Source organism: Halanaerobium praevalens DSM 2228, from assembly GCF_000165465.1.
Taxonomy (GTDB): domain Bacteria; phylum Bacillota; class Halanaerobiia; order Halanaerobiales; family Halanaerobiaceae; genus Halanaerobium; species Halanaerobium praevalens.
The window spans coordinates 269,206-296,203 of the sequence record NC_017455.1; the positions used below are offsets into that span (position 1 = coordinate 269,206).

Annotated in this window: 24 protein-coding genes; 18 read left to right on the forward strand and 6 right to left on the reverse strand. The window is 30.5% G+C overall.

Annotated elements, in window-relative coordinates; translation table 11 throughout:
- Positions 1-150 precede the first annotated feature (150 nt).
- The 4 genes from HPRAE_RS01160 to HPRAE_RS01175 all read left to right on the forward strand — a co-directional run bounded on the left by HPRAE_RS01160 (position 151) and on the right by HPRAE_RS01175 (position 2,709).
- On the forward strand, positions 151-894 hold the full coding sequence (locus HPRAE_RS01160; protein WP_014552418.1) for a ZIP family metal transporter: 744 nt from the start codon (positions 151-153) through the stop codon (positions 892-894).
- A 51-nt stretch (positions 895-945) separates the two neighbouring features.
- Entirely contained in the window at positions 946-1,761 is an 816-nt protein-coding gene (locus tag HPRAE_RS01165) for a ZIP family metal transporter (protein ID WP_014552419.1), read from the forward strand.
- Positions 1,762-1,913: 152 nt separating this feature from the next.
- Complete coding sequence (locus tag HPRAE_RS01170; protein WP_013406635.1) at positions 1,914-2,117, forward strand: cold shock domain-containing protein; 204 nt, start codon at positions 1,914-1,916, stop codon at positions 2,115-2,117.
- Between the two features lie 235 nt (positions 2,118-2,352).
- Entirely contained in the window at positions 2,353-2,709 is a 357-nt protein-coding gene (locus HPRAE_RS01175; RefSeq protein ID WP_014552420.1) for a response regulator, read from the forward strand.
- Between the two features lie 77 nt (positions 2,710-2,786).
- On the opposite strand, the gene HPRAE_RS10850 is transcribed toward HPRAE_RS01175, so the two are convergent.
- The 4 genes from HPRAE_RS10850 to HPRAE_RS01195 form a co-directional block, all read right to left on the reverse strand.
- The gene (locus HPRAE_RS10850; protein WP_014552421.1) at positions 2,787-5,228 is read right to left on the reverse strand and encodes an EAL domain-containing protein; all 2,442 of its coding nucleotides are present in this window, start codon (positions 5,226-5,228) and stop codon (positions 2,787-2,789) included.
- Between the two features lie 100 nt (positions 5,229-5,328).
- Complete coding sequence (locus HPRAE_RS01185; protein ID WP_014552422.1) at positions 5,329-7,365, reverse strand: methyl-accepting chemotaxis protein; 2,037 nt, start codon at positions 7,363-7,365, stop codon at positions 5,329-5,331.
- A gap of 173 nt (positions 7,366-7,538) precedes the next feature.
- Positions 7,539-7,997, reverse strand: coding sequence for a chemotaxis protein CheX (locus HPRAE_RS01190; RefSeq protein ID WP_014552423.1), 459 nt, complete (start codon positions 7,995-7,997; stop codon positions 7,539-7,541).
- Positions 7,978-8,853 (reverse strand): response regulator, encoded by an 876-nt coding sequence (locus HPRAE_RS01195; RefSeq protein WP_014552424.1) that lies wholly within the window; start codon positions 8,851-8,853, stop codon positions 7,978-7,980. The genes HPRAE_RS01190 and HPRAE_RS01195 overlap by 20 nt, the downstream gene beginning before the upstream one ends.
- A 262-nt stretch (positions 8,854-9,115) precedes the next feature.
- Here HPRAE_RS01195 and HPRAE_RS01200 point away from each other — a divergent pair, with 262 nt between their 5' ends.
- From HPRAE_RS01200 to HPRAE_RS01245, 10 genes are all read left to right on the forward strand, one after another.
- Entirely contained in the window at positions 9,116-11,512 is a 2,397-nt protein-coding gene (locus HPRAE_RS01200; RefSeq protein WP_014552425.1) for a bifunctional diguanylate cyclase/phosphodiesterase, read from the forward strand.
- Positions 11,513-11,648: 136 nt separating this feature from the next.
- Positions 11,649-11,849 carry a cold-shock protein gene (locus HPRAE_RS01205; RefSeq protein WP_208107116.1) on the forward strand — a complete coding sequence of 67 codons (201 nt, stop codon included), beginning with the start codon at positions 11,649-11,651 and terminating at the stop codon, positions 11,847-11,849.
- Between the two features lie 207 nt (positions 11,850-12,056).
- On the forward strand, positions 12,057-13,862 hold the full coding sequence (gene typA, locus HPRAE_RS01210) for a translational GTPase TypA (protein ID WP_014552426.1): 1,806 nt from the start codon (positions 12,057-12,059) through the stop codon (positions 13,860-13,862).
- Positions 13,863-14,045: 183 nt separating this feature from the next.
- Complete coding sequence (locus HPRAE_RS01215) at positions 14,046-14,618, forward strand: rubrerythrin family protein (protein WP_014552427.1); 573 nt, start codon at positions 14,046-14,048, stop codon at positions 14,616-14,618.
- 84 nt (positions 14,619-14,702) lie between these two features.
- A complete protein-coding gene (locus HPRAE_RS01220; RefSeq protein ID WP_014552428.1) occupies positions 14,703-15,059 on the forward strand; it encodes a desulfoferrodoxin family protein in 357 nt (118 codons plus the stop codon).
- A gap of 156 nt (positions 15,060-15,215) precedes the next feature.
- Positions 15,216-16,358 carry a PfkB family carbohydrate kinase gene (locus HPRAE_RS01225; RefSeq protein WP_014552429.1) on the forward strand — a complete coding sequence of 381 codons (1,143 nt, stop codon included), beginning with the start codon at positions 15,216-15,218 and terminating at the stop codon, positions 16,356-16,358.
- A gap of 28 nt (positions 16,359-16,386) precedes the next feature.
- Positions 16,387-17,304, forward strand: a complete 918-nt coding sequence (locus tag HPRAE_RS01230; protein ID WP_014552430.1) for a pseudouridine-5'-phosphate glycosidase — start codon at positions 16,387-16,389, stop codon at positions 17,302-17,304.
- Positions 17,305-17,523: 219 nt separating this feature from the next.
- Positions 17,524-18,468 (forward strand): ABC transporter permease, encoded by a 945-nt coding sequence (locus HPRAE_RS01235; protein WP_014552431.1) that lies wholly within the window; start codon positions 17,524-17,526, stop codon positions 18,466-18,468.
- A gap of 11 nt (positions 18,469-18,479) precedes the next feature.
- Positions 18,480-19,322: an ABC transporter permease gene (locus HPRAE_RS01240; protein WP_014552432.1), complete on the forward strand. Its 843-nt coding sequence runs from the start codon at positions 18,480-18,482 to the stop codon at positions 19,320-19,322.
- A 12-nt stretch (positions 19,323-19,334) separates the two neighbouring features.
- Positions 19,335-20,915, forward strand: coding sequence for an ABC transporter substrate-binding protein (locus HPRAE_RS01245; RefSeq protein ID WP_014552433.1), 1,581 nt, complete (start codon positions 19,335-19,337; stop codon positions 20,913-20,915).
- Positions 20,916-21,072: 157 nt separating this feature from the next.
- Here HPRAE_RS01245 and HPRAE_RS01250 read toward each other — a convergent pair whose 3' ends face one another.
- Both HPRAE_RS01250 and HPRAE_RS01255 read right to left on the reverse strand, forming a co-directional pair.
- The gene (locus HPRAE_RS01250) at positions 21,073-21,618 is read right to left on the reverse strand and encodes a permease (protein ID WP_014552434.1); all 546 of its coding nucleotides are present in this window, start codon (positions 21,616-21,618) and stop codon (positions 21,073-21,075) included.
- Entirely contained in the window at positions 21,618-22,100 is a 483-nt protein-coding gene (locus HPRAE_RS01255; RefSeq protein ID WP_014552435.1) for a hypothetical protein, read from the reverse strand. Before HPRAE_RS01255 ends, HPRAE_RS01250 begins: the two co-directional genes overlap by 1 nt.
- A 271-nt stretch (positions 22,101-22,371) precedes the next feature.
- Here HPRAE_RS01255 and HPRAE_RS01260 point away from each other — a divergent pair, with 271 nt between their 5' ends.
- The 4 genes from HPRAE_RS01260 to HPRAE_RS01275 all read left to right on the forward strand — a co-directional run bounded on the left by HPRAE_RS01260 (position 22,372) and on the right by HPRAE_RS01275 (position 26,984).
- Complete coding sequence (locus tag HPRAE_RS01260) at positions 22,372-23,808, forward strand: glucose-6-phosphate isomerase (protein ID WP_014552436.1); 1,437 nt, start codon at positions 22,372-22,374, stop codon at positions 23,806-23,808.
- Between the two features lie 115 nt (positions 23,809-23,923).
- Positions 23,924-25,291 (forward strand): protein kinase domain-containing protein, encoded by a 1,368-nt coding sequence (locus tag HPRAE_RS01265; RefSeq protein ID WP_014552437.1) that lies wholly within the window; start codon positions 23,924-23,926, stop codon positions 25,289-25,291.
- Positions 25,272-26,036 (forward strand): NAD(+) synthase, encoded by a 765-nt coding sequence (gene nadE / locus HPRAE_RS01270; protein ID WP_014552438.1) that lies wholly within the window; start codon positions 25,272-25,274, stop codon positions 26,034-26,036. Before HPRAE_RS01265 ends, nadE begins: the two co-directional genes overlap by 20 nt.
- A 24-nt stretch (positions 26,037-26,060) precedes the next feature.
- Positions 26,061-26,984, forward strand: coding sequence for an ABC transporter substrate-binding protein (locus tag HPRAE_RS01275; RefSeq protein WP_014552439.1), 924 nt, complete (start codon positions 26,061-26,063; stop codon positions 26,982-26,984).
- Positions 26,985-26,998 lie beyond the last annotated feature (14 nt).

Below are 26,998 nucleotides of genomic sequence, written 5' to 3' on the forward strand. Positions count from 1 at the left end.
TACCTTTCAGTTAAATTATATCAGAACAAGTAGAATATTGAAAGTGCTTCCATTTATTTGAGACTTTAAATTTAAGTTGATTTGTTGTATGATAGAAATAATAATCAATAATAATTATTAAAATAAATATTGACAATTTGGAGGGGAATTATGGAAACATTAATATATAGTTTTTTAGCTGGAGTATCTACAATTGTTGGGGTTTTTGTTTTAATGATTTTTGGAGAACCTAGTAATAAAGTTTTAGCTTCTCTTTTAGGCTTTGCAGGAGGAATTATGTTTGCAATTTCTGTTTTTGAATTGATGCCAGAAGCTTTATTGTTGGGATCAATGACAATTACAGTAATTGGGTTTTTATTAGGAGCCTTAATGATGTGGGGCTTAGATAAGGTAATTCCCCATTCACACCTTTCTACAGCCGATCATTTGGAGATAGAGAATCCAGAAAAAATGCATGTTGAAAATCCTATGTTAAGAACAGGATATTTAATTTTATTTGGGATTGCTTTACATAATTTGCCTGAAGGTTTAGCAATTGGGGCTGGTTTTGAGTCTAGTCCAGAAGTTGGTCTTTTAATTGCCCTGGCCATAGCTTTTCATAATATTCCTGAGGGATTGGCAATTGCTGGCCCGCTTAAAGCTGGTGGTTTAGATAATTTGAGATTATTATTATTTACCTTGATTGCCGGTTTAATGACTCCAATTGGAACCTTAATTGGGATGGCGATTTTTAATATTTCAGCTAGTCTAGTTGGAGCTTCACTTGCTTTTGCAGCTGGAGCAATGGTTTATATTGTTAATGATGAATTAGTTCCTCAATCTAATAAAATGAACAGTCATTTTGCTAATGCTGGAATTATCACAGGTTTATTAATTGGTTTTATTATGCTGTAAAATTTAAGTAAATTAATTATAGATTAAAATTGAATATTTGGAGGTCATATAATGTTAATTGAGTTTTTAAGCGGTTTTTCACCTGTGGTCCAGGCTTTATTAGCTACTTTATTTACTTGGTTTGTAACAGCCCTGGGGGCAGGAGTAGTGTTCTTTTTTAAAAATGTTGATCGCAGAATTTTAGATAGTATGTTAGGTTTTGCGGCTGGTGTTATGATAGCTGCTAGTTTTTGGTCGCTGTTGGCTCCAGCAATTGAAATTTCTGAGAGCTTAGGAGTACCTGGTTGGATTCCTGCTGTAATTGGTTTTTTAGTTGGAGGAATATTTTTGCGTTTGATTGATCTGGTTTTACCACATTTACACCCAGCTTTGGCTAATAGTGAGCCAGAGGGGATTAAAACTAAATGGCAGCGGAGTGTATTGTTGGTTTTGGCAGTTACTCTGCATAATTTTCCTGAAGGCTTAGCTGTTGGTGTTGCTTTTGGGGCAGCAGCTGTTCAAGGTTCTTCTGCTAGTATTGCTGGGGCGGTTGCTTTAGCATTAGGAATTGGTTTGCAGAATTTCCCAGAAGGAGCTGCAGTTTCAATTCCCTTAAAAAGAGAAGGGCTTTCAGCTAAAAAAAGTTTTATGTATGGACAGTTATCAGGAGCAGTAGAGCCAATTGCAGGGGTTTTAGGTGCAGCTGCTGTTTATTATATGCAGCCTATTTTACCATATGCCTTATCCTTTGCAGCGGGGGCAATGATCTTTGTAGTTGGGGAAGAGTTAATTCCTGAAGCTAATTCTGAAGGTAACAGCCATTTAGCTACAACTGGCTTAATGCTTGGTTTTGCTGTGATGATGCTTTTAGATGTAGCACTTGGTTAAAAATATTAAGTTTATAAATAGTCAAGAAAATATAAATAGCAGAATAATTTAAAATAATCCTTGACAATTAGATTTTAGAATGCTATACTTTACTAGATGGAGAAAAAAATAAGTAAGATTTCCATCTTTAAAAAATAGGAGGAATTTATTTAATGATTTATACAGGAACAGTTAAGTGGTTTGATGGGAAAAAAGGTTTTGGCTTTATTGAAAGAGAAGACGGAGACGACGTGTTCGCACACTTCTCAGCAATTGAAGAAGAAGGTTTCAAGAACCTTGACGAAGGTCAAGAAGTAGAATTTGAAATCGTAGAAGGCGACCGCGGCCCACAAGCTGCTAATATCGTTAAATTATAAAGCATAAATAGTTTTATGAATTTAAGACCCCAGTCATTAATTTGGCTGGGGTTTTTCTAATTTAAAGTTGATTTTAATTTAAAAACTTCCTAATTTCTTTGTAAATCTGGAATAGCTAAAAAAATTAAAGGAGTTAAGGCTTTTATATCGAAATAATTTAATATAGAAAATTTATTTATTTTTGATTTAAAAAACAGATTATTCTGAAAAAAGACAGAAATTAGGGGGAATAATAATGGCAAAAATAATAGTTGTTGATGATGCAGCTTTTATGAGGTTAAATTTAAAACAAATTATGGAAGGTTTAGGTCATGAAGTTATAGCTGAGGCAGAAAATGGTAAAGATGCTATAGAAAAATATCAAGCTTCAAAACCTGATATAATGTTTATGGATATTACGATGCCCGAAATGGATGGAATAGAGGCTGTAAAAAAGATAAAAGAAATAGACCCCGAAGCTAAAATAATCATGTGTAGTGCCATGGGGCAGAAAAAAATTGTAATTAATGCCATTACTGCTGGAGCCAAAGATTTTATTGTTAAACCATTTAAAAAAGATAAAATTGCTGAGACAATTGATAAATTCCTTTAAATTTGTTTATTGAGAAATAGTGTTTGCACTTTTAGTTTTAAATTAATAGTGCAAACACTTTTTTGTTTTGACTTTAGTTAAATTAAATTTAAATAGTTCTTTGCTAAAATAGCTTTAATTTGATCTTTAGCTAGTGGTTTACTAAAATAATAGCCCTGAATATAATCACAATTATGTGCTTTTAATTGCAAATACTGTTCTTTAGTTTCAACACCTTCAGCAACTACAGGTAGATCTAGGCTGTGGAGCAGATTAATTAAATTAATTAAAGTGTCTATCTTATCTGCCGCCATAAAATTGTCTGCTAAAAATTTATCTAATTTAACCTTATCTGTTTTTAAATAACTAAGGTAGCTAAAAGAAGAATAACCAGTACCAAAGTCATCTAAAGCAATTTGAACTCCTATATTTTTTAATTGGTTAATAAAAGTAATAGCCTTATTATCTTCAATTAAGATGCTTTCTGTAATTTCAATTTCTAAATAATGAGCAGCTATTTTATATTTTTTTAAATTCTTTTTTAAAAAGTCAAGATAGCCGTGATCTCGAATCTGTTTTGCAGAAAAATTAATTGAAATTGTAATCTCTGCTTGATATTGATTTTTTATTAAAGCTAACTGTTTAATAGCAGCTTTAGTCACCCAGCGTCCAATTTCAATAATCAAACCACTTTCTTCAGCAACTGGAATAAATTCTCCTGGAGAAAAACTATTGTCTTTTAATCTCAGTAAGGCTTCTAGAAAATCTGCCTGACCTGTTTTTAAATTGATTTGTGGTTGATATTTTAAACTAAAACCATTATTTTTTAGGGCATTTTGTAATTTGTTTTTTATTTTTTTGCGACGTTTAAGCTGCTCAATCATTTTTTGGTTATAGTAAAGATAATTATTTTTCTTTATTTTTTTAGCTTCATACATTGCTATATCAGCTTTAGTAATTAATTGATCTGTAGTTTTAGCATCTTCGGGATAAAGGGCAATACCTAAAGCAAATTTGATAAAAATTTGATCATCTTTGATGGCAAAAGGCTGATTAAATACTGCTTTTAATTTAGTAACTTCTTTTTCTATTTGATTAATATTTAAGTTTTTAATTAAAATTAAAAACTCATCTCCACCATAACGGGCTACTGCAATATTTTCTGAACTAAAAGCAGCCAATCTTTGGGCAACTTCTGTTAAAAGTCGATCACCATAAATATGACCATAATTATCATTTATTTCTTTAAAATCATTAATATCTAATAAGGCTAGTGCACCTTTAGCATCTGATTTTAATTCTTTTTCTAAAATATTAATAAAGCGCCTTCGGTTTGGTATTTCTGTTAGTGGGTCATGAAAAGCCTGATAACTTAATTCTTCATTTAAGGCTGTTATTTCTTCATTATATGCTTCTAGCTGTTGGTAAGAAGCAGCTATTTCTTCAGCCATATTATTAAAAGTTTGGGCAATCTGGCCAATTTCATCATTGCTTTTAGGCTCAATTCTGGCAAATAAATTACCATCACCAAAAGCACTTATTTTTTCAACTAAATTGGGAATTCTTTTAGTTAATCTATTAATTAAAAAATAACTAATTAAAATTAAGGCAAATAAGAAAAGAGTGAAAATCAGAGAAATTAAAGCTACAAATTTAATAATCTGCATTAAGATTTCTTTTTGATCAATAATCACTCCAACTGACCAAGAATTTGCTGGAATAGGAGCAAAAGCAAAATATTTAGCAGTATCTTCAAATTCAAATTCGGCTACTCCACTTTTGCCAGCTAATATTTTTTCACTTATCTTTTTTGGAAAACCACTATCATCTTTGATATTATCTTTTAAAATTCTTTTTAGTTCTGGGTGATAAATTGCTGTACCATCTGCAGCTATTAAAACAGCATAACCACTTTCTCCTATTGAATAATTAGTCATTAATTTATTGACTCGATTAATATTTAAATCAATACCATAATTACCAACTAACTCTTGGTTTTTATAGATTGGTTTAACTATAGAAATAATTAAATTACCTGTGACTTGATCAATATAAGGTGTGGTATAAGTTAATTTTTTATTTACTTGCATTTTTTTAAACCAGTCCATTTTTTCCATTTGATAAGTTGAAGCATGAGCCCAATTATAATCATCGATCACTAAATCATCTGCTTCTTTAAGCCCCAGCCAAACTAAATCTAGATTAGAATTCATTTCTTTTGTGTTTTTTAAAATTTCAACAATTTCTCTAAAATTAGGATGCTCAAATTTTTCTCTTTTAGTTTCTACTTCACTAACTAATTTTTTTAGCTTGGGATTAGCTTCCATATTTTTAACTATTTCTGTATTTTTGCTAATAAAAGTATTTATTTCTTCAGCAATGATTTGAGCATCTTTTAACATTATTTTTTTATTATCATTAATTAAATTATTTTTGACCAAGCTAATAGTAATAACAGCTAAAAGAATAAAGACTATTAGATTGGTAATCACTATAGCTAAAATTAATTTATTAGTAATACTTTTTTTGAGCCACTTCATGGCCTACCTCCTCAGCAGAAACTAATTTAAAGTTAAAGCCTCAGCCAGTAAATATTAAATTGGCTGAGGCTTGAAGCTAATTAGTTATTATTTTAATGAATTAAAATTTAAATTTATTGATTGATTCACTGAGTTCATTTGCCATTTCTGCTAGTTGGTCAGAGGCTCTAACAATTTCTTCAGTAGAACTGTACTGTTCTTCACTGGAAGCTGAAACTTCTTCGGCATTAGTTGCTGCCTCTTCACTAACTTTGGCGATCTCATTTACTACTTCTTCAACTTTATTAGCATTTAAATTAACTCTTTCTGATTTACTGCTGATATTATCAATAAATTCTGCTAGCTGTAAAGAAGCACTATTTATTTCTTCAAAATAGTTTCTGGTTTCATCAATAGCTTCTACACTATGATTTACTACTTCTTCAGTATTATTCATTTTATCAACTGCATTATCTACTCCTGCTCCTATTTTATTAATTAATTTATTAATCTGGACAGTTGCATTTTCTGATTCTTCTGCTAGTTGTCTGATTTCATCAGCAACTACAGAAAATCCTCGACCAGCTTCGCCAGCTCGGGCCGCCTCAATAGCAGCATTTAAAGCTAAAAGATTAGTTTGAGCAGCAATATTATTAATTAAAGCTACAATATCACCAATTTGAGTTGATAATTCTCCTAAATTATTAATAGTTTTTGAAACTTCCTCAGCGTTATTTTTAACACTGCTGATTTCATTGACAGAGTTATCAATTGATTGATTACCACTTTTAATGTTTTCCATAACTTCATTTGACTGTGTATCCATTTGTTTAGACATATTTTCTACTTCTTCAATTTGTTCTAATAAATCTTTGATCATTACATTAGTTTGGTCTACTTGAGCAGATTGTTCTTCTGAGCCAGAAGCAACCTGTTGGATTGCATTACCAACTTCTTCAGCAGCAGAAGCTACTTCTTCTCCAGAAGCTGATAGTTCTTCACTTGAAGCAGATAAATCCGTAGCTGTATCTGCTACTTTTTCTATAATTGAGCGCATATTAGCTGTCATTTGATTTAAAGCAGTTGCAATTCTACCTATTTCATCTGCTTGGTCTAAGTCAACTTTTGTAGAAAGATCACCAGCAGCTACATTATTAATAGCGGCTAAAATTTTATCTATTGGTTTTAAATTTTTCTTAAGCAGTAAACTAATTAAAATAGTGGTAAATAAAACTGCTCCAATCAGCAAGACTAGTGAGATAAATAAGATTCTATTTCCTTCTACCATAATCTCATCTTTAGGCACTAAAGTACCAATTGACCAGCCACTATTAGCAACTGGATTAAAAGCCATTAATCTTTGTTCATTATTAAATTCATAATTGATTAAACCACTTTCACCAGCTTGCATTGAGCTAGCAGCTTGACCTAAAGCACCATCAAAATCACTCATATTATCATTCATTACTCTTTCTTCATTTGGGTGATAAATAATAGTTCCATTTTTGGAGATTAAAATCGCATACCCTGTTTCTGCAACTTGATAATTACTTAAAATCTTTGAGATATCATCGAGAGTAATATCTAAAGCTAAGGTTCCTAAATCTTGTCCTGCCTGCATTACTGGTTTGGCAACTGAAATTATTAATCCACCAGTTACCCCATCAACATAAGGCTCAGTGACTATTGTATTTCCTGCCTTTATTGTTTCTTGATACCAGCCCTTGCCTCTAATTTGATAATCAGGGTCTGCATCATAATCATAATCCTGAGTAATTAAATCACTTGCTTCTCCTAGGCCTAAATAAGCTAAACTAATATTTTGGTCACTATTTTTAATAGCTGCTAGCTGCTCTACTACTTTATTATACAAGGGATGTTCTCTTTTATTAGCTCTGTTTTCTATATCCTCTAAAATTTCTAAATAATCCTGGTTTGTTTCCATTTGGTTTACAATTGTCATATATCTTTCTAAAAATAGATTAACTTCTGTGGCGATTTTCTGCGAATCCTTCATTAATTTTGCTTCAGTTTCTTTTTCAAAAGAACTTCTAATTTGAGTTCTAAGCACATAACCATAGATGGAAAAGGTTATTAAAAATAAAATTAAGATTGAGAAAATAACTTTTCTACTGATACTACTTCTAATCCATTTCATAATTGTCCCCCTTATTTTTTTTTAGAGATTATGACCAATCTTTTTTACAAAATTCATTATTTTGCAAAAATTGATTATTTAAAATAGGGAGACTGCAAAATAAAATTTATTAGCTGCTTTAAAATTGTAATTTAAGCAGGATTTTGCAGCCTCACTATGAGATTTATAATTAATTATTTAATTGCAATATTAATATCAATTACCATGTCATCTACATTCATTTCGATTGAGATGAAACTATTTGTATTCATATCTAAAATAAAGCTTTCTCCAAAGAGAGTAGAAGGTGCTGTAATATCAACATCAATATCATTTTGCGAAAGATTAATACTTGCATTTGCAGTTAGCATATTTGATAGTTCAGAAAGAGCACTTTTGGCCATGCTATTTAGTTCATCTAAATCTTCCTGCATCATCATCTGACCTGCAATTTTTTTAGCATCATCAAAGTTTAGATAATAAGCAATATTACCTTCAATATCACCTACTATTCCTAACATCATTAAAATTCCACTTCTTTCAACATTATTTTTTTTAATACTTACATTTTTTTTACTTATTTTCTCAAAACCTAGTTGAGGAAAAATATTGTTGACAGAAGCAATAAAAGGATTAATGTACTCTGCTTTCATTAGTTTTGCCCCCTTCTAAGCTGACATTCATAAAAATGTAATCTTCTTCTGATTCAATGACAAAAGAAGTATTTTCACTTTTAGGAAAAGAAAATTTAAGGTCATCACCATAAAAAGTAGTTGGAGGTGATAAACGTAAATTTAAGCCACTAATATCTTTATTTAGCATTGAAACTGCATTACCAACAATAATATTAGTAAATTCGCTTAAAGCATCCATAATAAAGCTTTGATCATCACTTTCTCTACCTAAGAAAGAGGCAGTAATTTTTTTAGCAGTTTTTTTAGAAGTGTCTAAAATAATTCGACCTTTACTTTTACCAATAAAACCAATAATTATAGATAGGCCACTTAATTTTTTATCTTCTCTTTCTGCTGCAGAACTTTCTACAGTATCTACTCCAGTCTCAAGTGTTCTCTTAATATTAGTTTCTAAAGACTCTTTAAAAGCACTTTTGTATTTACTTTTTAATTCTTCTAAAATTTGCTCATAATGAAACAGTTCATTTAAAACTTCATTTAATTCGTCTTTATCAATTGGTTTTTGTAAATAATCAAAAATTCCTTCAGCTTTTGCTTGTCTAATAATCTCATCATCTTTCATTGAGCTAATAGCAATTATGTTGAGATCAGGTATTTTGGCAAATAATTTTCTACTACAGCTAATACCATCAGATTTTTTTAAGGTCATGTCCATTGTTACTAAATCTGGTTCTAATTCTGGGGCCTTTGCTAAAGCTTCTTCCTCTGTGAGAGCACTGCCTACAATTTCAAATTTCTCTTTATCTAAAGAGTCTTTAATTATCTGAGTTGAAAATTTAGAATCATCGACTATAAAAACTTTTAATTTTTCCACATAGATCACTCCTAATTTAATTATTTTCCGCTATATTATTAATCATTCGTTAAAAAACTATATTTTCCTTTAAAAATATCAAAATTTTAGCTTTTTTGCAATAAAATAAGTACTTTTTGAAAATTATAAAGGTTTTTAAAGTTCTTCAGCTAATATTATTTATATAGATGGAAAAAAGTTAGGGGTTTTTAATAACTTAAATTCTAACTAATTAAAATTATTTTTATTCCAAAAAAGAGATAAAAGTTTAGGGAGGGATAAAATGAAAGAAAATAAAGTTAAATGGTATAATAGCCTATTAATTAAAGTTAATTGGGCTATTGTCATTATTATTATAATTTTTATTGCAATTTTAACTTTTGCAATTAACCAATATATTTCCAATAAATTGAATGGATATTTAAAAGAATATAATTTAGAAATCGTTAAATCATTACAAAAAGATGTTAATAAAATTTTAGATAATGGAGAAAATGCTCTTAAAATTACTGCTGATTTGTTAGCTGAGTCTCCTAAAACTGAAAGTGAAATTTTGAGTTTATTTGAAAAAGTCAAAAATAATTATCAGGAGTTTGAATATATTTATTTAGCTAATCAAAAGGGAGAAATTATTATTAAACCTCAGATTCAATTACCAGCTGCTTTTGATCCGCGTCAGCGAAACTGGTATCAAAAGGCAGTTAAGGAAAACAAGCTTATCTGGACAGATGCTTATTTAGATGCAAACCAAAGATATTTAATGATTACAGTTGCTTTACCACTTTTAGATCAAAGGGGAGCAAGAGTAGGTGTTTTAGCAGCTGATATTAGATTAAGTGAACTAAGTAGTCAGATAGTAGATAAAAAAATTGGTCAAACTGGTTATCCTTTTATTATTAATAAAAAAGGTCAAATTATAGTCCATCCCAATGACAAACTAATTGAAGAAAGATATAATGTCAGTCAGGCTTTTAATCCTCAAGTAGTATTTGAAAATAAAAATGGTTTTTTGGAATATAATTTTAAAGGCCAAAAAAAGATTGCAGCTTATTTAACTTTAGCGAGATTGGATAGTGTTATATTTTCGCAAATAGCAGCAAAAGAAGTTTTTATGATTAAAGATGAAATTAGAAATATGATTTTTAAAATGGGTTTAGTAGTTTTAATTATTTTGACTATTTCAGTTTTATGTATTAATAAAAAATATTTATTAAATCCTTTATCTGAATTAGTTAATCAAATTAGCAAAGTAGCTTCTCGTAATTATAATGTTCAAATTAAAGAGAGAAAAGACGATGAAATCGGCTTAGTATATAAAGAATTTAACAACATGACAGAAGAAATTAATGCAGCTTATCAGCAGTTAGCAGCTTATAATCAGGAAATAACTGCTTTAAATGGTGAATTAGAACATCAGGCAAAACACGACTTATTAACTGGAATAGCTAATCGCAGAAGTTTTTTAGAAGAATTACAGTTTGAATTAGCAAAATCAAAAAAAACAACAATAATTTTACTTGATTTAGATAATTTTAAAGAAATAAATGATACTTTAGGACATGTTTATGGAGATCAAATTTTAAAGAAATTTAGTAGTTTATTAGCAGAATTAGAAAATAAATTAGTTTCAGTTGCTAGATTTGGGGGGGATGAATTTTTGATTTTACTTAAAGAAACAGATTCTCCTCAAAAAATAAAAAAATATATTAAAAAGATCAAAAAATTAGCAGTAAATCATTTAGAAATTAATAAGCAAGAATTATATCTTGGTTTTAGTTTGGGAATTGCTAGTTATCCAAAAGATGCTAAAAATAGTTATGATTTAATTACTAAAGCAGATACAGCAATGTATGAAGCTAAAAAATTATATAACCAAGACTATTTATTTTATAATCAAAAAATGATTAATAAAATGAAAAATAAAAAATTAATTAAAGAAAAGTTACAAAAGGCTCTAAAAAATGATGGTTTTGAATTAAAATATCAACCCCAAGTTAAAATTAAAACTGGAGAAATCGAATATTTAGAAGCTTTAATTAGATTTAAAGATTATAAAATTTCTCCAGGTCAATTTATACCAGTAGCAGAAGAATATCGTTTAATTAATCAAATTGGACGCTGGGTGACTGAAAAAGCAATTAAAGAATTAGCTGTTTTAAATAATAAAAAAGGTAGAAATATAAAAATATCTATTAATTTTTCTGCTCAACAATTAAATGATCAGGGTTATATAGAATTTTTGACTGCGAAATTAAAAGAAAATAGGGTTGCACCTGAGTTTTTAGAAATAGAAATAACTGAAAGTCTTTTAATTAATAATGAGGCAAAAGCAATTAAATATTTAACAGAGTTATCTGATTTAGGAATTAAATTAGCTTTAGATGATTTTGGTACTGGTTATTCTTCTCTAAATTATGTTAATTATATTTCTTTTGATAAAGTTAAATTAGATAAAAAATTAATAGAAGAATTTTTAGCTTATGATAATTTAGAAACTATATCAAGTTTAATTGCTCTTTTTAATAGTATTAAGTTACCAGTTGTAGCTGAAGGAGTAGAAACTAGAGAACAGTATCAGAAATTAAAATCGATTAATTGTGATTATATTCAGGGCTATTTATTTAGTAAACCAGTTTTAGCAGCTAAATTAGATAAGTTATTAAGTCAAACTTTTAATTAGACTATAATTAATAGCTAAAAAATAAATTATTTTACTAATAACCCTTGACAGGAGACTTTGATAATGCTAAACTATAAAAGATGGAAACAAAAACAAGTAACACTTCCATCACGAAAATAGGAGGAATTATTTAATGATTTATACAGGAACAGTTAAGTGGTTTGATGGGAAAAAAGGTTTTGGCTTTATTGAAAGAGAAGACGGAGACGACGTGTTCGCACACTTCTCAGCAATTGAAGAAGAAGGCTTCAAAAACCTTGAAGAAGGTCAAGAAGTAGAATTTGAAATCGTAGAAGGCGACCGCGGCCCACAAGCTGCTAATATCGTTAAATTATAAAGCAAATAATAGTTTTATAATAGAATTGAAAGCCCTGATTGCTTTTTTAAGTGGTCAGGGCTTTTTTGATTATTAGTAATTTAATTAGTTTTAGTTTAGACTTGCTTTTAAAATAAAATTATTAAGACAATCCGTTTATTATAGATATAGAATAGAGATTTTAAAATAAGGAAGTTAATTAACTTTATAAGAGAAAGGGTTTTTAGTGTGGATAAAAGAGAAATAATTAATTTGGCAGTTATTGCCCATGTTGATGCTGGTAAATCAACTTTAGTTGATGCGTTTTTAAACCAGAGTGGAGTGTTTAGAGAAAATGAAGATGTAGTAGATTGTATTATGGATAGTAATGATTTAGAACGTGAGCGGGGAATTACTATTTATTCCAAAAACTGTGCAATCGAGCATAATGGAGTTAAAATTAATATTGTAGATACTCCTGGTCATGCTGATTTTTCTTCTGAGGTAGAAAGAGTTATTAAGGCAGTTGATTCTGCAATTTTGATAGTCGATGCTTCTGAAGGTCCAATGCCACAAACAAGATTTGTTTTGAAAAAATCTTTAGAAAAAGGAATCAAACCTATTGTTTTTATTAATAAAATTGATAAAAATAATCAAAGAGCAGAAGAAGTTCATGATGAAATACTGGATCTTTTTATTGAGCTTTCGGCTGATGATGAACAATTAGAGTTCCCTGTAATTTATGGAATTGCAGTTGAAGGGAAAGCTTTTTATGATCTCAATGATGAGAGTGAGAATTTAGATCCGCTTTTTGAAACAATTATTGAAAGTGTAAAAAGTTATCCAGATTTAGATGATAAACCTTTGCAAATGCAGGTTTATGATTTAGCTTATGATGATTATTTAGGTAGAATTGGCCTGGGAAGAGTTTACCAGGGTACAATTTCAGATGGTCAGCAGGTTGAAGTTTATAAGCGTGATGGTTCAACTAAAAAAGGTAAAATTACTAAATTATCTGTTTACGAAGGTTTAAAGCAAAATGCAGTTGAGGAAACTCATAGTGGAGAGATTGTTTCAATTGCTGGTTTACCTGATATTTCAATTGGAGAAACAGTTTGTGAAGTTGGCAAAGTTGATCCTTTACCAATGATGGAAATTGCCGAACCAACTTTGGCTATGTACTTTTTGGTTAATGATTCTCCTTTTGCTGGTTTAGAAGGTGAATATTTAACAACTCGTCACCTTAAAGCAAGATTAGATAGAGAATTAGAGGTTAATGTGGGCTTAAAAGTAGAAAAAGCTGAGAATACAGAAGCTTTTAAAGTTTCTGGTCGAGGAGAGCTGCATCTTTCTATTTTATTAGAAAATATGAGAAGAGAAGGTTATGAAGTATCTGTTTCTAAGCCCGAAGTTTTAATGAAAGAAATTGATGGTAAAAAACATGAACCAATTGAGCAAGTAATGGTTGAATTACCTGAAAAATATTCAGGAACTGTAATTAATAAATTAAATCAGCGTAAGGGAATTATGCAGTCAATGCTGCCTGAAGGTGATTATGTTCATTTAGAATATTTAGTTCCAACTCGCGGTCTAATTGGTTTTAGAAGTGAATTTATTAATGATACTAGTGGAGAAGGAACTTTAATTCGTTCATTTGCAAAATATGAACCATTTAAAGGAGAAGTTCCTAAACGTAAAAATGGAGTTTTAATTTCAAATCAAGAAGGAACAGCAATGGGTTATGCTCTTTCTAATTTAGAAGCCCGGGGAGAAATGTTTATCGAGCCGGGAACTAAAGTTTATGCAGGGATGATCATTGGTTTACACAGTCGGGATAATGATTTAACTGTTAATGCCTGTAAAAATAAGAAATTAACTAATGTTAGAGCTTCAGGTTCTGATGATTCTATTAACCTTGCTCCTGCCAAGAAGTTCACTTTAGAGCAGGCTTTAGAGTTTATAGAAGATGATGAGCTTGTTGAAATAACTCCGAAGGCGATTCGTCTCCGCAAAAAAATATTAAATGAAAAAATGAGAATGAGAAAAAGTAAGTAAATAATAAGTTTAACTTTAGTTTAATAAATCCGTTTGTCAAAATGCAAGCGGATTTTTATTATAAAAATCATTTTGAAAATTAAAATAATTTAGATTAAATTTAAATTAAATTCTTGACATAACTTGATCAAGGATGTTATACTATTAATAGTAATAATTGTTAATAAATGGAGGTAGCTAAATATGGTACAAAATGATCAAACAGCACAAAATTTACGTTCTGCTTTTGCAGGAGAAAGTATGGCTTACCAGAGATACATAGTCTGGGGAGAAAAAGCTAAAGAAGAAGGATTTGAAAATGTAGCTTTATTATTTAAAGCAATTGCTAATGCTGAACAAGTACATGCAGGTAACCATTTTAGAGCTCACGCTAATGAAGAAGGTGGCTTTTTAGTTGCTGGTGGAGGAGAATTTGGTTATAGTTCAACTTCCGAAAACCTTGTTGGAGCTATTGCAGGTGAAGAAGGCGAAATTGAACAGATGTATCCCGCTTATAGCTTAGTTGCTAAAGACCAGGGTGAATCTGAGGCAGTACGCTCTTTTCATTATGCTTTAGAAGCAGAGCAAATTCATGCTAAACTTTTTAGAGATGCTAAAGAACATGTAGATCAAGGTCAAGATATTGAACTTGAATATGTAAGTATTTGTCAGGTTTGTGGACATACTGTTGTTGATGATATTCCTGAAAAATGTCCAGTTTGTGGAGAACCAAGTTCAGAATTTCGTAAATTTACTAAACAAATAGTTTCTGAATAAATTAATTTGGATTTTTCTAAAATAGCTTTTTAAAAAGTTGTTTTAGTTAAATAATAAACATCAAAACTATAAGGAGGAATTTAAATGGGTTATTATGATCTTAAGAAGTTAGAAAACACTGGAGAAGATAAGACAGCCTTAGAGAAAAAACATGTTCCTTATATTCAATGTCCTGATAAAGTAAAAAAAGGGGAATATTTTGAGGTGACAGTTACTTTTGGTAAGGAAATTACTCATCCAATGGGTCCAGATCATTATATTCAGTATTTTGATCTTTATGCTAATTACGCAAGCCTTGCTAGAGTAGATTTTACACCTGATATGAAAGCAGAAGCTACTTTAACTCTTAAATTAGAAGAATCTTGTGACTTAAATGTATATGCATTCTGTAACTTACATGATCACTGGGAAGGTTCCAAATCAATTGAAGTTGTAGAATAAAAATAAAATAATTAAGTTTGAATTACCGCCCTTCGGGGCGGTTTTTTTGATTTTTAGAGAAAAAAATTAAAAAACTTGTTTACAAAAGTAATTTAATCTGTTATACTTTATTTAAACAATAATTTAAAAGTCTAAATAAAAATTTAGAAAAAGGAGGTGCTGACAATAGAAAAGTTAACTGAGAGAGAAAAAGAGGTGCTGGCTTTAATCAAAGCTGATGCTACAATTAGTAGAGAAGAGATAGCAGCTAAACTTGCTATTTCCGAATCAGCGGTTGGAACTTATATCCATCATCTCAGTAATAAAGGTTACCTTCTGGGAAGAGGTTATATTACCGCTCCCGAAAAAAAAGTAGTAGTTGTTGGTGGAGCTAATTTGGATATTAAAGGTTATAGCCCTAATTATATAAAGGGAAGTTCAAGTCCTGGCTGGGTAGAAGAAAGTTCAGGTGGAGTTGGACGTAATATAGCTGAAGATCTAGGTCACTTAGGTGAAGAAGTAGTATTATTGACAGCAATTAGTAATGATCACTTTGGAGAACAGATTAAAGAAGAGACAAAAGAGGCTGGAGTTGATATTTCTCACTTTAAGATTAGTTCTGCTTTAGAACAAAAAACAGGAGTTTATTTGGCTCATTTAGATCAGAATGGAGATTTAATCGGGGCAGTAAATGATATGAGTATTTTGAAAAAAATAGATTATGAATATTTAAATGAAAAAAGAAAAATAATAGAAACTTCATCTATTTTAATTTTTGATACTAATTTAGAAGCAGATACAATTGCTTATTTATTAGAACTTTGTCAGAATAAAAAGATGAAAAAAATAGCAGATACAGTTTCAGTAGAAAAGTCACTTAAGTTAAAAGGTAAATTAGAAAATTTAGATTATCTAAGAGGTAATTTAGATGAGATTGAAGTTGTTTTAGGTTTAGTTGATATTCAAGACTCTGAGTCTGTACAAGCTTTAAGTGTTAAAAAAAGAATGCAGAAAATAAAAGATTTTTATGCAGAAAATACTTCTCTGCCAGAACTAATTATTACTGCTGGTAAAGATGGAGCTTATTATTTAAAACAAAATGAAACAGGTTTTGAGATAGAACACTTTAAAGCAGAAAAAGTAACTAAGACAGAGCTTGTTGAAACAACAGGAGCTGGAGATGCTTTAACTGCTGGTTTTGCTGCGGGTTTAATGAAAGATTATTCTATGGCTGAGTCAATCAAATTGGGAATTAAAGCTTCGGCTTTAACTATCAAATCAGAGTTAACATGTAATCCAGAATTAGCGAAATTAAAATAAATTAAATCTTAAATGGAGGTAATTAATAATGAAAAACTTAGAAAAATATTTAGATATTAAAGACGAGGTAAAAGAGGCACTTGAGGCAGGAAAACCAGTTATTGCTCTAGAATCAACTATTATTGCTCATGGAATGCCTTATCCTAGAAATATTGAAACTGCTCTAGAAATCGAAGATATTTTAAGAGAAAATGGTGTTATGCCAGCTACTATTGGAATAATTGATGGTAGAATTAAAGTTGGATTAACTAAAGAAGAAGTAGAATTTTTAGGCCAATCTGACGAAGTTGCTAAAGTAAGCCGCCGTGATTTCCCAATTGTTTTAGGTGAAAAACAACATGGAGCAACTACAGTTGCTGGAACAATGATTGCTGCTGAACTAGCAGGAATCAAGATTTTTGTAACAGGTGGAATTGGTGGAGTTCACAGAGGAGCAGAAACTAGCTTTGATGTATCTGCCGATTTAGAAGAACTCAAAAGAACTTCAGTTGCTGTAATCTCTGCTGGAGCTAAATCAATTTTAGATATTGGTTTAACTTTAGAAAAATTAGAAACTTTTGGAGTGCCTGTGCTCAGTTATCAAACAGATGAGATACCTGCTTTTTACAGCCGTCACAGTGGTTTTAAATCAGATTATAAATTAGATACTCCTGAACAAGCTGCAGCTATTTTGAAATCGAAATGGGAAATCGGGCTTGAGGGTGGAGTTTTAATTACTAATCCAGTACCAAAGGCAGATGAAATAGAATATTCCCTAATTGAAGAAAAAATTGAGCAAGCTTTAGTTGAAGCAGAAAAAGAGGGAATTAGTGGTAAAGAAATGACTCCTTTCTTACTTGATAGAATTAAAGAAATTACTGATGGTCAGAGCTTAGAAACTAATATTTCTTTAGTTAGAAATAATGCAATAGTTGGAGCTAAAATTGCTAATGCTTTTGCTAAATAAGAATTATTAAGCTTAATTATTTAAATTAACTTAGAGACTAATATCCACTGCTTTTTTAGGGTGGATTTTTTTATTTAAGTTAGTAAAAAATATCACAAAAATAAAATGTAAGCTAAATAACAATTTTAATTAATAACTGTTCTTAATTGATATAAAAGATTTGTTGTGATAATATAAATTAAAAGATAAAAATGAATAAATAAGCAGGAAGTGGAAAAAATGCGTAATTATATAATTAAGCGAATTTTATTATTAATCCCCATAATTTTTATAGTAGCTATTATTGCTTTTTTTATAACAAATTTAATGCCTGGAGATCCAGTGCGAGTTATTTTAGGTAATATGGCTTCAGAAGCAGAAGTACTTAGATTAGAAAAAAGTTTAGGTTTTGATCAGCCACTTTTAATTAGGTTTTTTAAGTGGTTTACAGCAATTTTGAAAGGAGATTTTGGTAATTCTCTTTACTTAAATGCTCCAGTTTCAGAAATTTTACTTAAGCGGCTTGAACCGACATTTTTAATTGCTATTTTCGCTGAAATAACAGGTATAACTGCTGGTATTTTATTAGGGATTTTAGCAGCAGCTAAGCATCAAAAAATTTTAGATCAGCTTTCAATTACTTTTTCACTTTTAGGGATTTCTATTCCGAGTTTTTGGCTGGCCTTAATTTTAATGTTTTTCTTTTCAGTTAAATTAGGTTGGTTTCCAGTTAGTGGTTATGAAAAAATTGCTGAGGCAGGTTTTGGTAGTTTTAAATATTTAGTTTTGCCAGCTGTGACTTTAGCTTTTATGCAGGCTGGTATTATAGCTCGGATGACTAGAAGCGCAATGTTAGAAACTCTTAGTCAAGATTATATTAGAACAGCTAAAAGTAAGGGTTTGGCTGCTAAAAAAGTTATTTTTAAACATGCACTTAAAAATTCTATGTTACCAGTAATTACTGTTATTGGGCATAACTTTGCTATTTTATTGGGAGGAACTTGGATTGTAGAAACTATTTTTGTGATTCCAGGCACAGGTTTTATGGCTATTAATGCTATTATGAGACGAGATATCCCGGTAATTCAAGCTTCAATTATTTTTGTGGCGATTATTTATGTTAGCTTAAATTTATTAGTTGATTTAAGTTATGCATTTTTAAATCCTAAAATACGTTATAACTAAGGGGTATTAAATTGTTATTTTTAGAAAAATACAAAAAATATAAACATCCATATATTACAACTTCAATAATTATTTTGATTTTTTTAATATTTTTGAGTGTTTTTGCTCCTTTTTTGACAGATTATAATCCAGTTCGAAATAATGCCCGAAAAAGGCTGCAACCTCCCTCAAAAGCACATTTTTTGGGTACAGATCAATATGGAAGAGATGTTTTTACTAGAATAATCTACGGAATTAGAATTTCAATGGCTATTGGTTTAGCAGTAGTCAGCTTAACTGTTATTTTTGGTGGTTTGATTGGAATTATAGCTGGTTATTATCCTCAATTAGATAAAGTTATTATGAGAGTTTTAGATGCTATGATGGCTTTTCCGGGGATTATTATTGCTATTTCTTTAGCTGCTATTTGGGGAGCAGGTAAATTAAATATTATTTTAGCTTTATCTTTTGCCTATTTTCCTAAAATGGCAAGAATAGTTAGGAGTTCAGTTATTTCAATTAAAGATTTAGATTATGTTGAGTCTGCTAAAGCAGCTGGAGCTAAAGATCTGAGAATTATATTTAAGTATATTTTAAAAAATTCAGCTTCTCCGATTATGGTTCAAGCTACATTTAATTTCGCTTTGGCAATTTTAGATGAGGCAGCACTTAGCTTTTTAGGAGTAGGTATTATGCCTCCAGAACCAAGTTTAGGAGCTATGGTAACTGATGCTAGAACTTATATGGTTGTGGCTCCTTGGATGATTTTTGCTCCTGGGATAATGATTGTTTTGGCTGTTTTATCACTAAATTTATTAGGTGATGGCTTAAGGGATTTATTAGATCCACATTTAAAAAATATAATAAAAAAATAAAGAGGTGGCAAAATGAAAAAAGAAATGAGATTTGCTTCACTAGTTCTAATGGTAATGGTTTTTACACTTTTAGTAAGTGGTATTAGTTTTGCTCAAACTGAAGACCGTTATGGAGGGACTCTTAACACTGCTTTTCAGATGTCGGTTGCTCATTTAGACAGTGATAATTCTACTGATTCTTTAATTACAGCTATGATGAACCATGTTTATGAAGGTCTATTTGAATTTGATGAGAATCTTAATTTAACCCCTCATTTGGCAGAAGATTATGAAATAAAAGCAGATGGTTTAATTTATGAAGTTAAATTAAGAGAAAATGTTAAAATGCATAATGGCCAAATAATGAATGCAGATGATGTAATTGCCTCTTTTAGAAGGTGGCTTGAATTAAATAATGGAGGTCAGCTTGTAAAACCATATTTTGATAAAGTAGAAAAAATAGATGAATTTAATCTTCGTTTTAAATTCAAAGAAGTTTATGCTCCTTTTCTTAATATTTTAGCTTCACCTGTTTCTAACCAGAAGTTTGTAGTTAGAGCAGAAGAAATAGTTGAAGAATTTGGTTCTGATGTTATTGATCGTCATGTAGGGACTGGACCCTATAAGTATGAAGAATGGGTGCCGGATCAGAAGTTAGTTTTAACTCGTTTTGAAGATTATAGTCCAAGTCCGAGAGAGGCTTCTTTCTTTGCTGGTAAAAGAACTGCTTATTTGGATAAAATAGTATTTAATTTTATTCCAGATGCTCAGGTTAGAGTTTCTGGGGTTCAGACAGGTCAATTCCAATTTGCAGAAGAAGTTCCTAGAGATCAGTATCCTATTTTTAAAATGGATAATAATATAGAGAATGTAATTATTTATCCAGATCGGATGTCAATGTTAATTTTTAATAATTCAGCAGCACCTTTTGATAATAAATATGGACGTCAAGCTTTAGTTTATGCTCTTGATTTTGAAGAACTGGGATATGGAATGATTGGTGATCCTAGATTTTGGCGTTTAGAATCTGCTTTACATGAAGAAGGTAATCCTTGGCATGTAGAAGATGCGGGTGCAGGTATTTATGGAGTATATGATCCTGAAAAAGCAAAAGAGTTGCTGGAAAAGTCAGGTTATGATGGCCAGCCATTAGTTATTTTAAGTGGTCAAGATAATCAGATGGAAAGACAGGGAGCTATTGCAATTAAAGACCAACTTGAAAAAATTGGGATTGAAGTAGAGTTAAAACTATTTGATCGTCCAACTGTAGTTGAAAAAAGAGCTAAAAAAGAAGGTTGGCATATGCATCTTTCTCCCTTTATTAAAGTAGTTACAGATCCCCAAATCCATCAAGGTTGGACAGGTACTAATAAATGGATTAGTAATTGGGATAGTCAAGAATCCAGAGCAATGGATCAAGTTTTTAAAGAGATGTTAAAAGAGGTTGATCAAGAAAAACGTTATCAAATTATGGAAAAGATGCAGTCTGAACTCTGGGATTCTGTTCCCTATTTTAATATTTTAGATTATAGTCGACTTCATATTCGCAGATCAGAACTTAAAAACTTTAAGTCAGGCTGGCAGCCCTTCTTTTGGAACACTTATTTAGAATAATTTGTTAGTAGCTTGTAAATATCAAGAGTGGAGAATAATTAAAATAGTATAAATAATAAAAGCAGCAGTCCTGAGGATAAGATAATTAAATTCTCTTAACTGCTGCTTCTTCAATATATATTTGGTCATAATTGCTCTCAAAAATAGCAGCTGCAAATTACTCATTTTTAGGAATTTTATAATCAATTTTTGTCAAGAAATTACCTAGAATAATTGAGCTGATAATGACCAGTGGTAAAGAAACACCAATTCTGATAGCAGTGAATTTAATTCCAAGTATTGAAGCTTCCATAATACTCATAGGAATCATAACTAAAGAAGCAGCTGTTACATAAGTGAAAATTGAAGAATAATTTGCTCCTTTATGATAGAGAGTATTAGCTACTGGAAAAGCTACAAAAGTTCCGCCAACTGTAGTTGCGGCCAGCAAAATAGCATAGATGTATTTTTTGAAACCAGATTTATTACCAAAATTATTTTCAATGCTTTCACGACTGACCCAGACATCAAATAGACCTATCAGCACAAAAGCTGGGGGTAAGAGCAAACCCATATCACGGGCAAAAATCATAAAATTAGCTCCAATTCTTTGACCAAGATCAAAATTAATAAAATATGATCCAGCAATAAAGGCTGCAAAAATTGCAAATATATAATAATTTAAATTGCTATTTTTCTTTTTTTGTTCTTTGTTTTTAGCCATTAGATTAACACCTCTCCGTATAAGATTCCTGTAGCAATAGCGATTAAAGCTGAGATGATCAAACCAGCAATATTCCGCCAGATAGTTGCTTTAATTCCGAAATATTCTTTTTCAACTGGATAAGTTGCTACTCCAACCAGCATCAAAGTTGTAATAAAGGCAGCTACAACCATATAATTTACTCCTTTAGAAATTAATATTCCGGCCAAGGGATAGGCTATAAAACCGGGCATCATAGTAATTGATCCGATAATCAAGCCCATAATCATTCCGATAAATGGAGCCTGGCCGCCAAGATAATTAATTATAAATCGATCAGAAATGAGCAAAATAAATGATAAAATAATTAATAATTTGAGATAAGTGCCCAGAATCTTAGAGAATTTTTTCCAGCCAATCTTTAGCCCTTTAAAAGTTTTTTCTTTATTCGTAAAAAATGAAACTATAACTGCGATTCCAGCAATATAATAAAGTGTATACATTAATTTACCTCCTCAACAATACCCTTGTAGGGTATCTTTATATTTATATTATGCTCTAAACTTAAGAAAAAAAGTTAAGCATTTTACAATATTGAAAATTATATCGTAAAAACATGATATTTATGCTAGAGCACTGCTGAAATATAATTTAAAAATTGTGGTCTTGTAAACATAAGCTGGACATAAATCTTGCAAAATTTGCTTAAAAAATATATACTTGTGATAGTATTATTAAGCAATTAATATTTTAAGAATATAAGGAGGAAATATAATGTCTGCAGATCAAAAAGTTCAGTCAGAAACTGATTTAAGAGTTAAACTGGATATTAATAATGTTTTTGCAGAAATGATTGGTCAAAAACATGGACTTCAAAGAAAAGAACTATTCGATTTTAAAGATGAAGCAGTTAAGGCACATCAAAATATTTTAGCAGCTGCTGAAGCTGGTGAAATGGGTTTTATGGAATTACCCCATAACCAGCAAGAAATTGTGGCAGAACTTAAACAAACTGCTGAAGAATTAAAAGATAAATTTGATAATTTTGTTGTTTTAGGTATTGGCGGCTCAGCTCTAGGAAATATAGCAGTACAGACTGCTATTAATGATCCTTATTATAATTTATTTGCAGAAGCAAGAGATGGTTATCCTCGCCTTTTTGTAAGTGATAATGTTGATCCCGAAGGTGTTAAAGCTTTATTGGCTAAACTAGATCCTAAAAAGACTTTATTTAATGTTATTTCTAAATCAGGCAGCACAGCTGAAACAATGAGCCAATTTTTGCTGGCCCGCAAATTTATTGCAGAGGCAGTAGGTGAAGATCGAGTTGGAGAGCATTTTATAGCTACTACAAGTAAAGATTCTGGTTATTTAATAGAAATTGCCGAAAGAGAAGGAATGAAGAAGTTTTTTATTCCTGATAATGTTGGAGGAAGATTTTCTGTTTTAACTCCAGTAGGTTTACTTTCAGCAGCAATGACTGGGGTTGATATTGAGCAATTATTAGCAGGAGCAGCTTATATGGATAAAATTTGTCGGGAAAATGATTTTTGGCAAAATCCTGCTTTAGTAAATGCTTTAATTCAGTATTTAGCTTATAAAAAAGGTAAGGTAATGTCAGTTATGATGCCTTATTCTGATCGTTTAAGTGATCTAGCTGATTGGTATAGACAGCTGTGGGCAGAATCACTGGGTAAAGAAGTTGATCGTCAGGGAAATAAGGTTAATTTAGGTCCAACTCCAATTAAAGCTTTAGGAGCAACTGATCAACATTCTCAAGCTCAATTGTATATGGAAGGTCCTTTTGATAAAATAATTACTTTTCTTGAAGTAGAAAATTTTGCAGAAGAATTAGAAATACCTAAAGCTTATGCTGATTTAGATGGTTTAGGCTATTTAGGTGATCATAATTTTGCTGAATTAATTAACACTGAAAAATGGGCAACTGAGCTTGCTTTAAATAAAAGACAAAGAATGAATCAGACTGTTAAAGTTCCAAAAGTAAATGAGTTTACTTTAGGGCAGTTATTTTACTTTTTTGAGTTTCAGACTGCAGTAGCAGGAGAATTGTTTAATATTAATGCCTTTAACCAACCTGGAGTTGAATTAGGTAAAAACTATACGTATGGTATTTTTGGCCGTTCAGGCTATCAGGCTAAAAAAGATGAATTTGAAAATTCTGCTCAAAAAAATGAGGATTTAATACTATAGTTTCTTTAGATTTTATTCAAAATTAATTTAAATTTGGCAAAAGCTAGTTATCCACCTGAAATTGATTTGGGTGGATAACTGTGCTTATTTTTAATTTTAAAGTGGAGGTTTATGTATGGGGCGCCTGCCAAAAAACCAAGAATTTAAACAGGAGAAATTATTTTCTGCTGCTGTTCCTCGTTCACCAGTTCAGCTTAAGCTTGTGCGGGAAATTAAATCTACAATCAATATTATTCAAAGAAATAAATCTGCTAAGATTATTAATTATCAAGCAGTAAAAATTGAAAATGGGGAATACTTTTTATGTTTAGATCAGTTTAATTTAAAGCCTCTAGCTCAATATTTAACTACCAAAAAAATAAATTCTCAAAAATTACTTTTAGAATTTAGACAAATTTTTAAAACTTTAACTGAACTTAAACTTATCAAAAAGCTTTTTCCAAACGGTATTAAAGCAGATCATTTTTGGATTGATGCCTCAGAAAACATTTATTTGATGCCAGAATCAATTTTAAAAGTCAAAAAAAATTATTGTGGTTTAAACTTTAAGCTACCAGCGGCAGAATATTTTAGACCTCCTGAGATAATTTCAGCTCCAAAGTGGCAGTTAGAAGCTTATCTTTTTAATCTGGCTGCTATTTTATATTATTTTTTAACTCAAACAACTATTTTTACTGACCAAGATAAAGCTAAAATTTTAACTAAAATTCAGGCTGAAAAAATTTTAAAAGTCCAAGTACTTAATCAGAAAATTAGTTCTGAACTAAATAATTTAATAATGAAGCTGTTAAGTAAGAAAGAGGATCAGCGGCCGAAATTGGAAACTGTTTTAATGAGTTTAGAAAATATAGCTCCAAAAAATAAATTTACTGTAAAATTTTTAGCTGCTGGCCAAAAATCAAAGCCCAATAAGTTAGTACAGAGTAAAAGAAGAAAGGAAAAAATAAAATTATTTTTTCGTCAGAACTGGAAAATCTTAGTTTTCTTTCTGCTTATTAGTGGAGGCTTTATTTGGGGACTGTTTTCAGGTCCTCCAGCCGTTATTAAGGAGACAACTACTCCAGTTGAAGTGGTTAATTATTTTTATCAGGCAGTAGCAAATAAAAATATTAGCTTAGCGAAAGCAGCAGTAGATTTTGATTTAGATCAATTAGAGACCCTGATTGCTGAAAGTCATGTAATAGAAAAAATGCAGTCAGCTTATAGCAGTGGAGATCCTAAAAAAGAAATAAAAAGAGTTTATCAAATTAAAGACTTAAAGATCCAAAAGCTTTCTGCTGCAGCTAAACAGTATAAATTCGAAGTTAAGTATAACTTTAGTTATCAAAATCAGAATGATAACTCTATTTTTCACACTAAAGATCAGGTATTAGTCAAAAAAGTTAAGGGAATTTGGCAAATAACTAAAATAGATGGTAATTTGAAAGCCTTGATTGCTGGAAATTATTCTGGGAGGGAAAAAAATGGATCAAAAAATAATTAAAAATAATGATTATCGAAAAATAAAAGAGAATTTAGTTAATTGGTTAAGAAGTGAACTAAAAAAATCGGGTCTTAAAGGTGCAGTTGTTGGTTTAAGTGGGGGTATTGATTCGGCAGTTACAGCTAGATTATGTCAGCTTGCATTTCCTGAAAATTTATTAACAGTTATTTTACCATGTCATTCTAATCCTCAAGATAGAGAAGATGCTTTAAAATTAGCTTCTGAACTGGATTTAAAGGTAATAGAAAATGATTTAAGTGAAGTCTATGATCATTTATTATCTAATTTAAAGTCAAATAAAATAAAGGGAAGCAAATTGGCGGCTGCTAATATTAAACCTCGTTTAAGAATGACCAGCCTTTATTATTATGCTCAATCTCTTTCTTATCTTGTTGTTGGTACAGATAATAAGAGCGAGCTGAAGATTGGTTATTTTACTAAACATGGTGATGGTGGAATTGATTTAGCACCTTTAGGTTCTTTAGTAAAATATGAAGTGCGAGAACTGGCAAAAGAGCTGGGTATTCCAACTGAAATCATCACTAAAAAACCTTCGGCAGGACTTTGGTCTGGCCAGACTGATGAAAAAGAAATGGGCTTTAGCTATCAACAACTAGATAATTATATTTTAACTGGTCAGGCTGAGCCAGAAATAAAAGCAAAAATAGAAAGATTAGCAGCTGCTAATCAGCATAAATTAACACCAGTTCCAATTCCTCAGCGGAGAGATTTAATTGGGAACTAATAGTTCTAGATTGAGGTGAAAATAATGAAAAAAAGTTTAAATATTTTTAGTATAACATTGATTTTAGTTTTTAGCTTAGTAACTATAACTTTAGCTCAAAACTTTCCTCTTCAATATCAAGATGCTCTAGGAAGAAATATTAAAATTGAAAATAAAGTTCAAAGAATAGTCTCTTTAGCACCAGCAATTACCGAAATAATTTATGCTTTGGGAGCTGAATCAAGATTAGTTGCAGTTAGTTCAGCTTGTGATTATCCCAAGCAAGCTTTGGCTAAAGAAAAAATTGGCCGAATAGAAGAACCAGATATTGAAAAGATTGTAGCTTTAGAGCCTGATTTAGTTTTGACAGAGTCAGTAACCAAAGTTGAGACTCTAAATCGTCTTTCAGAACTGGGAATTAAAAATATTGGTTTTAAACCTAGCTCGATTAATGATACAATAGATATGATTGAGGATATTTCTTATTTAATTTCTGCTCAGACTCAAGGAAAAAAACTGACAAAAGAGATGAGAAAAGAATATCAGAATTTAAGTAAATTAGTAGAAGAAAAATTAGAAAAGAAGCAAAGACCACGTGTTTTTTATCAGATTTGGTTAGATCCTCTTTATACAGCAGGTGAGGGAACCTTTATTGATGATCTCATTACTAAAGCTGGCGGCTATAATGTTGCTAGTAAGGCGGCAGGACGCTGGCCAACTTATAGTGCTGAAAGTTTAATTGCTGCTGATCCAGAAGTATATATTAGTAGTAAACACAGTACACCTGAGGGCTTAGACTTAGAAGATTTGAGTCAAAAAAAGATATTTAGAGAGGTTTCTGCTTTTAAAAACAAGCGTGTATATTTAGTTGATCAAGATTTAGTTAATCGGCCTTCAAATAGAATAATCAAAGGCTATAAAGAAATTATCAAAGCGATTTTCCCAGACTTAAAAGAGGAAATAAATTAGTTATCTTGAATAAA

What these genes read in the sequence shown, in the direction of transcription:
- HPRAE_RS01275 (WP_014552439.1), top strand. Translation starts at nt 26,061, where the DNA reads ATGAAAAAAAGTTTAAATATTTTTAGTATAACATTGATTTTAGTTTTT.
- HPRAE_RS01190 (WP_014552423.1), bottom strand. Translation starts at nt 7,997, where the DNA reads ATGAAAGCAGAGTACATTAATCCTTTTATTGCTTCTGTCAACAATATT.
- nadE (WP_014552438.1), top strand. Translation starts at nt 25,272, where the DNA reads ATGGATCAAAAAATAATTAAAAATAATGATTATCGAAAAATAAAAGAG.
- HPRAE_RS01235 (WP_014552431.1), top strand. Translation starts at nt 17,524, where the DNA reads ATGCGTAATTATATAATTAAGCGAATTTTATTATTAATCCCCATAATT.
- HPRAE_RS01250 (WP_014552434.1), bottom strand. Translation starts at nt 21,618, where the DNA reads ATGGCTAAAAACAAAGAACAAAAAAAGAAAAATAGCAATTTAAATTAT.
- HPRAE_RS01200 (WP_014552425.1), top strand. Translation starts at nt 9,116, where the DNA reads ATGAAAGAAAATAAAGTTAAATGGTATAATAGCCTATTAATTAAAGTT.
- HPRAE_RS01260 (WP_014552436.1), top strand. Translation starts at nt 22,372, where the DNA reads ATGTCTGCAGATCAAAAAGTTCAGTCAGAAACTGATTTAAGAGTTAAA.
- HPRAE_RS01175 (WP_014552420.1), top strand. Translation starts at nt 2,353, where the DNA reads ATGGCAAAAATAATAGTTGTTGATGATGCAGCTTTTATGAGGTTAAAT.
- HPRAE_RS01230 (WP_014552430.1), top strand. Translation starts at nt 16,387, where the DNA reads ATGAAAAACTTAGAAAAATATTTAGATATTAAAGACGAGGTAAAAGAG.
- HPRAE_RS10850 (WP_014552421.1), bottom strand. Translation starts at nt 5,228, where the DNA reads ATGAAGTGGCTCAAAAAAAGTATTACTAATAAATTAATTTTAGCTATA.
- HPRAE_RS01215 (WP_014552427.1), top strand. Translation starts at nt 14,046, where the DNA reads ATGGTACAAAATGATCAAACAGCACAAAATTTACGTTCTGCTTTTGCA.
- HPRAE_RS01255 (WP_014552435.1), bottom strand. Translation starts at nt 22,100, where the DNA reads ATGTATACACTTTATTATATTGCTGGAATCGCAGTTATAGTTTCATTT.
- HPRAE_RS01220 (WP_014552428.1), top strand. Translation starts at nt 14,703, where the DNA reads ATGGGTTATTATGATCTTAAGAAGTTAGAAAACACTGGAGAAGATAAG.
- HPRAE_RS01185 (WP_014552422.1), bottom strand. Translation starts at nt 7,365, where the DNA reads ATGAAATGGATTAGAAGTAGTATCAGTAGAAAAGTTATTTTCTCAATC.
- HPRAE_RS01170 (WP_013406635.1), top strand. Translation starts at nt 1,914, where the DNA reads ATGATTTATACAGGAACAGTTAAGTGGTTTGATGGGAAAAAAGGTTTT.
- HPRAE_RS01165 (WP_014552419.1), top strand. Translation starts at nt 946, where the DNA reads ATGTTAATTGAGTTTTTAAGCGGTTTTTCACCTGTGGTCCAGGCTTTA.
- HPRAE_RS01160 (WP_014552418.1), top strand. Translation starts at nt 151, where the DNA reads ATGGAAACATTAATATATAGTTTTTTAGCTGGAGTATCTACAATTGTT.
- HPRAE_RS01245 (WP_014552433.1), top strand. Translation starts at nt 19,335, where the DNA reads ATGAAAAAAGAAATGAGATTTGCTTCACTAGTTCTAATGGTAATGGTT.
- HPRAE_RS01265 (WP_014552437.1), top strand. Translation starts at nt 23,924, where the DNA reads ATGGGGCGCCTGCCAAAAAACCAAGAATTTAAACAGGAGAAATTATTT.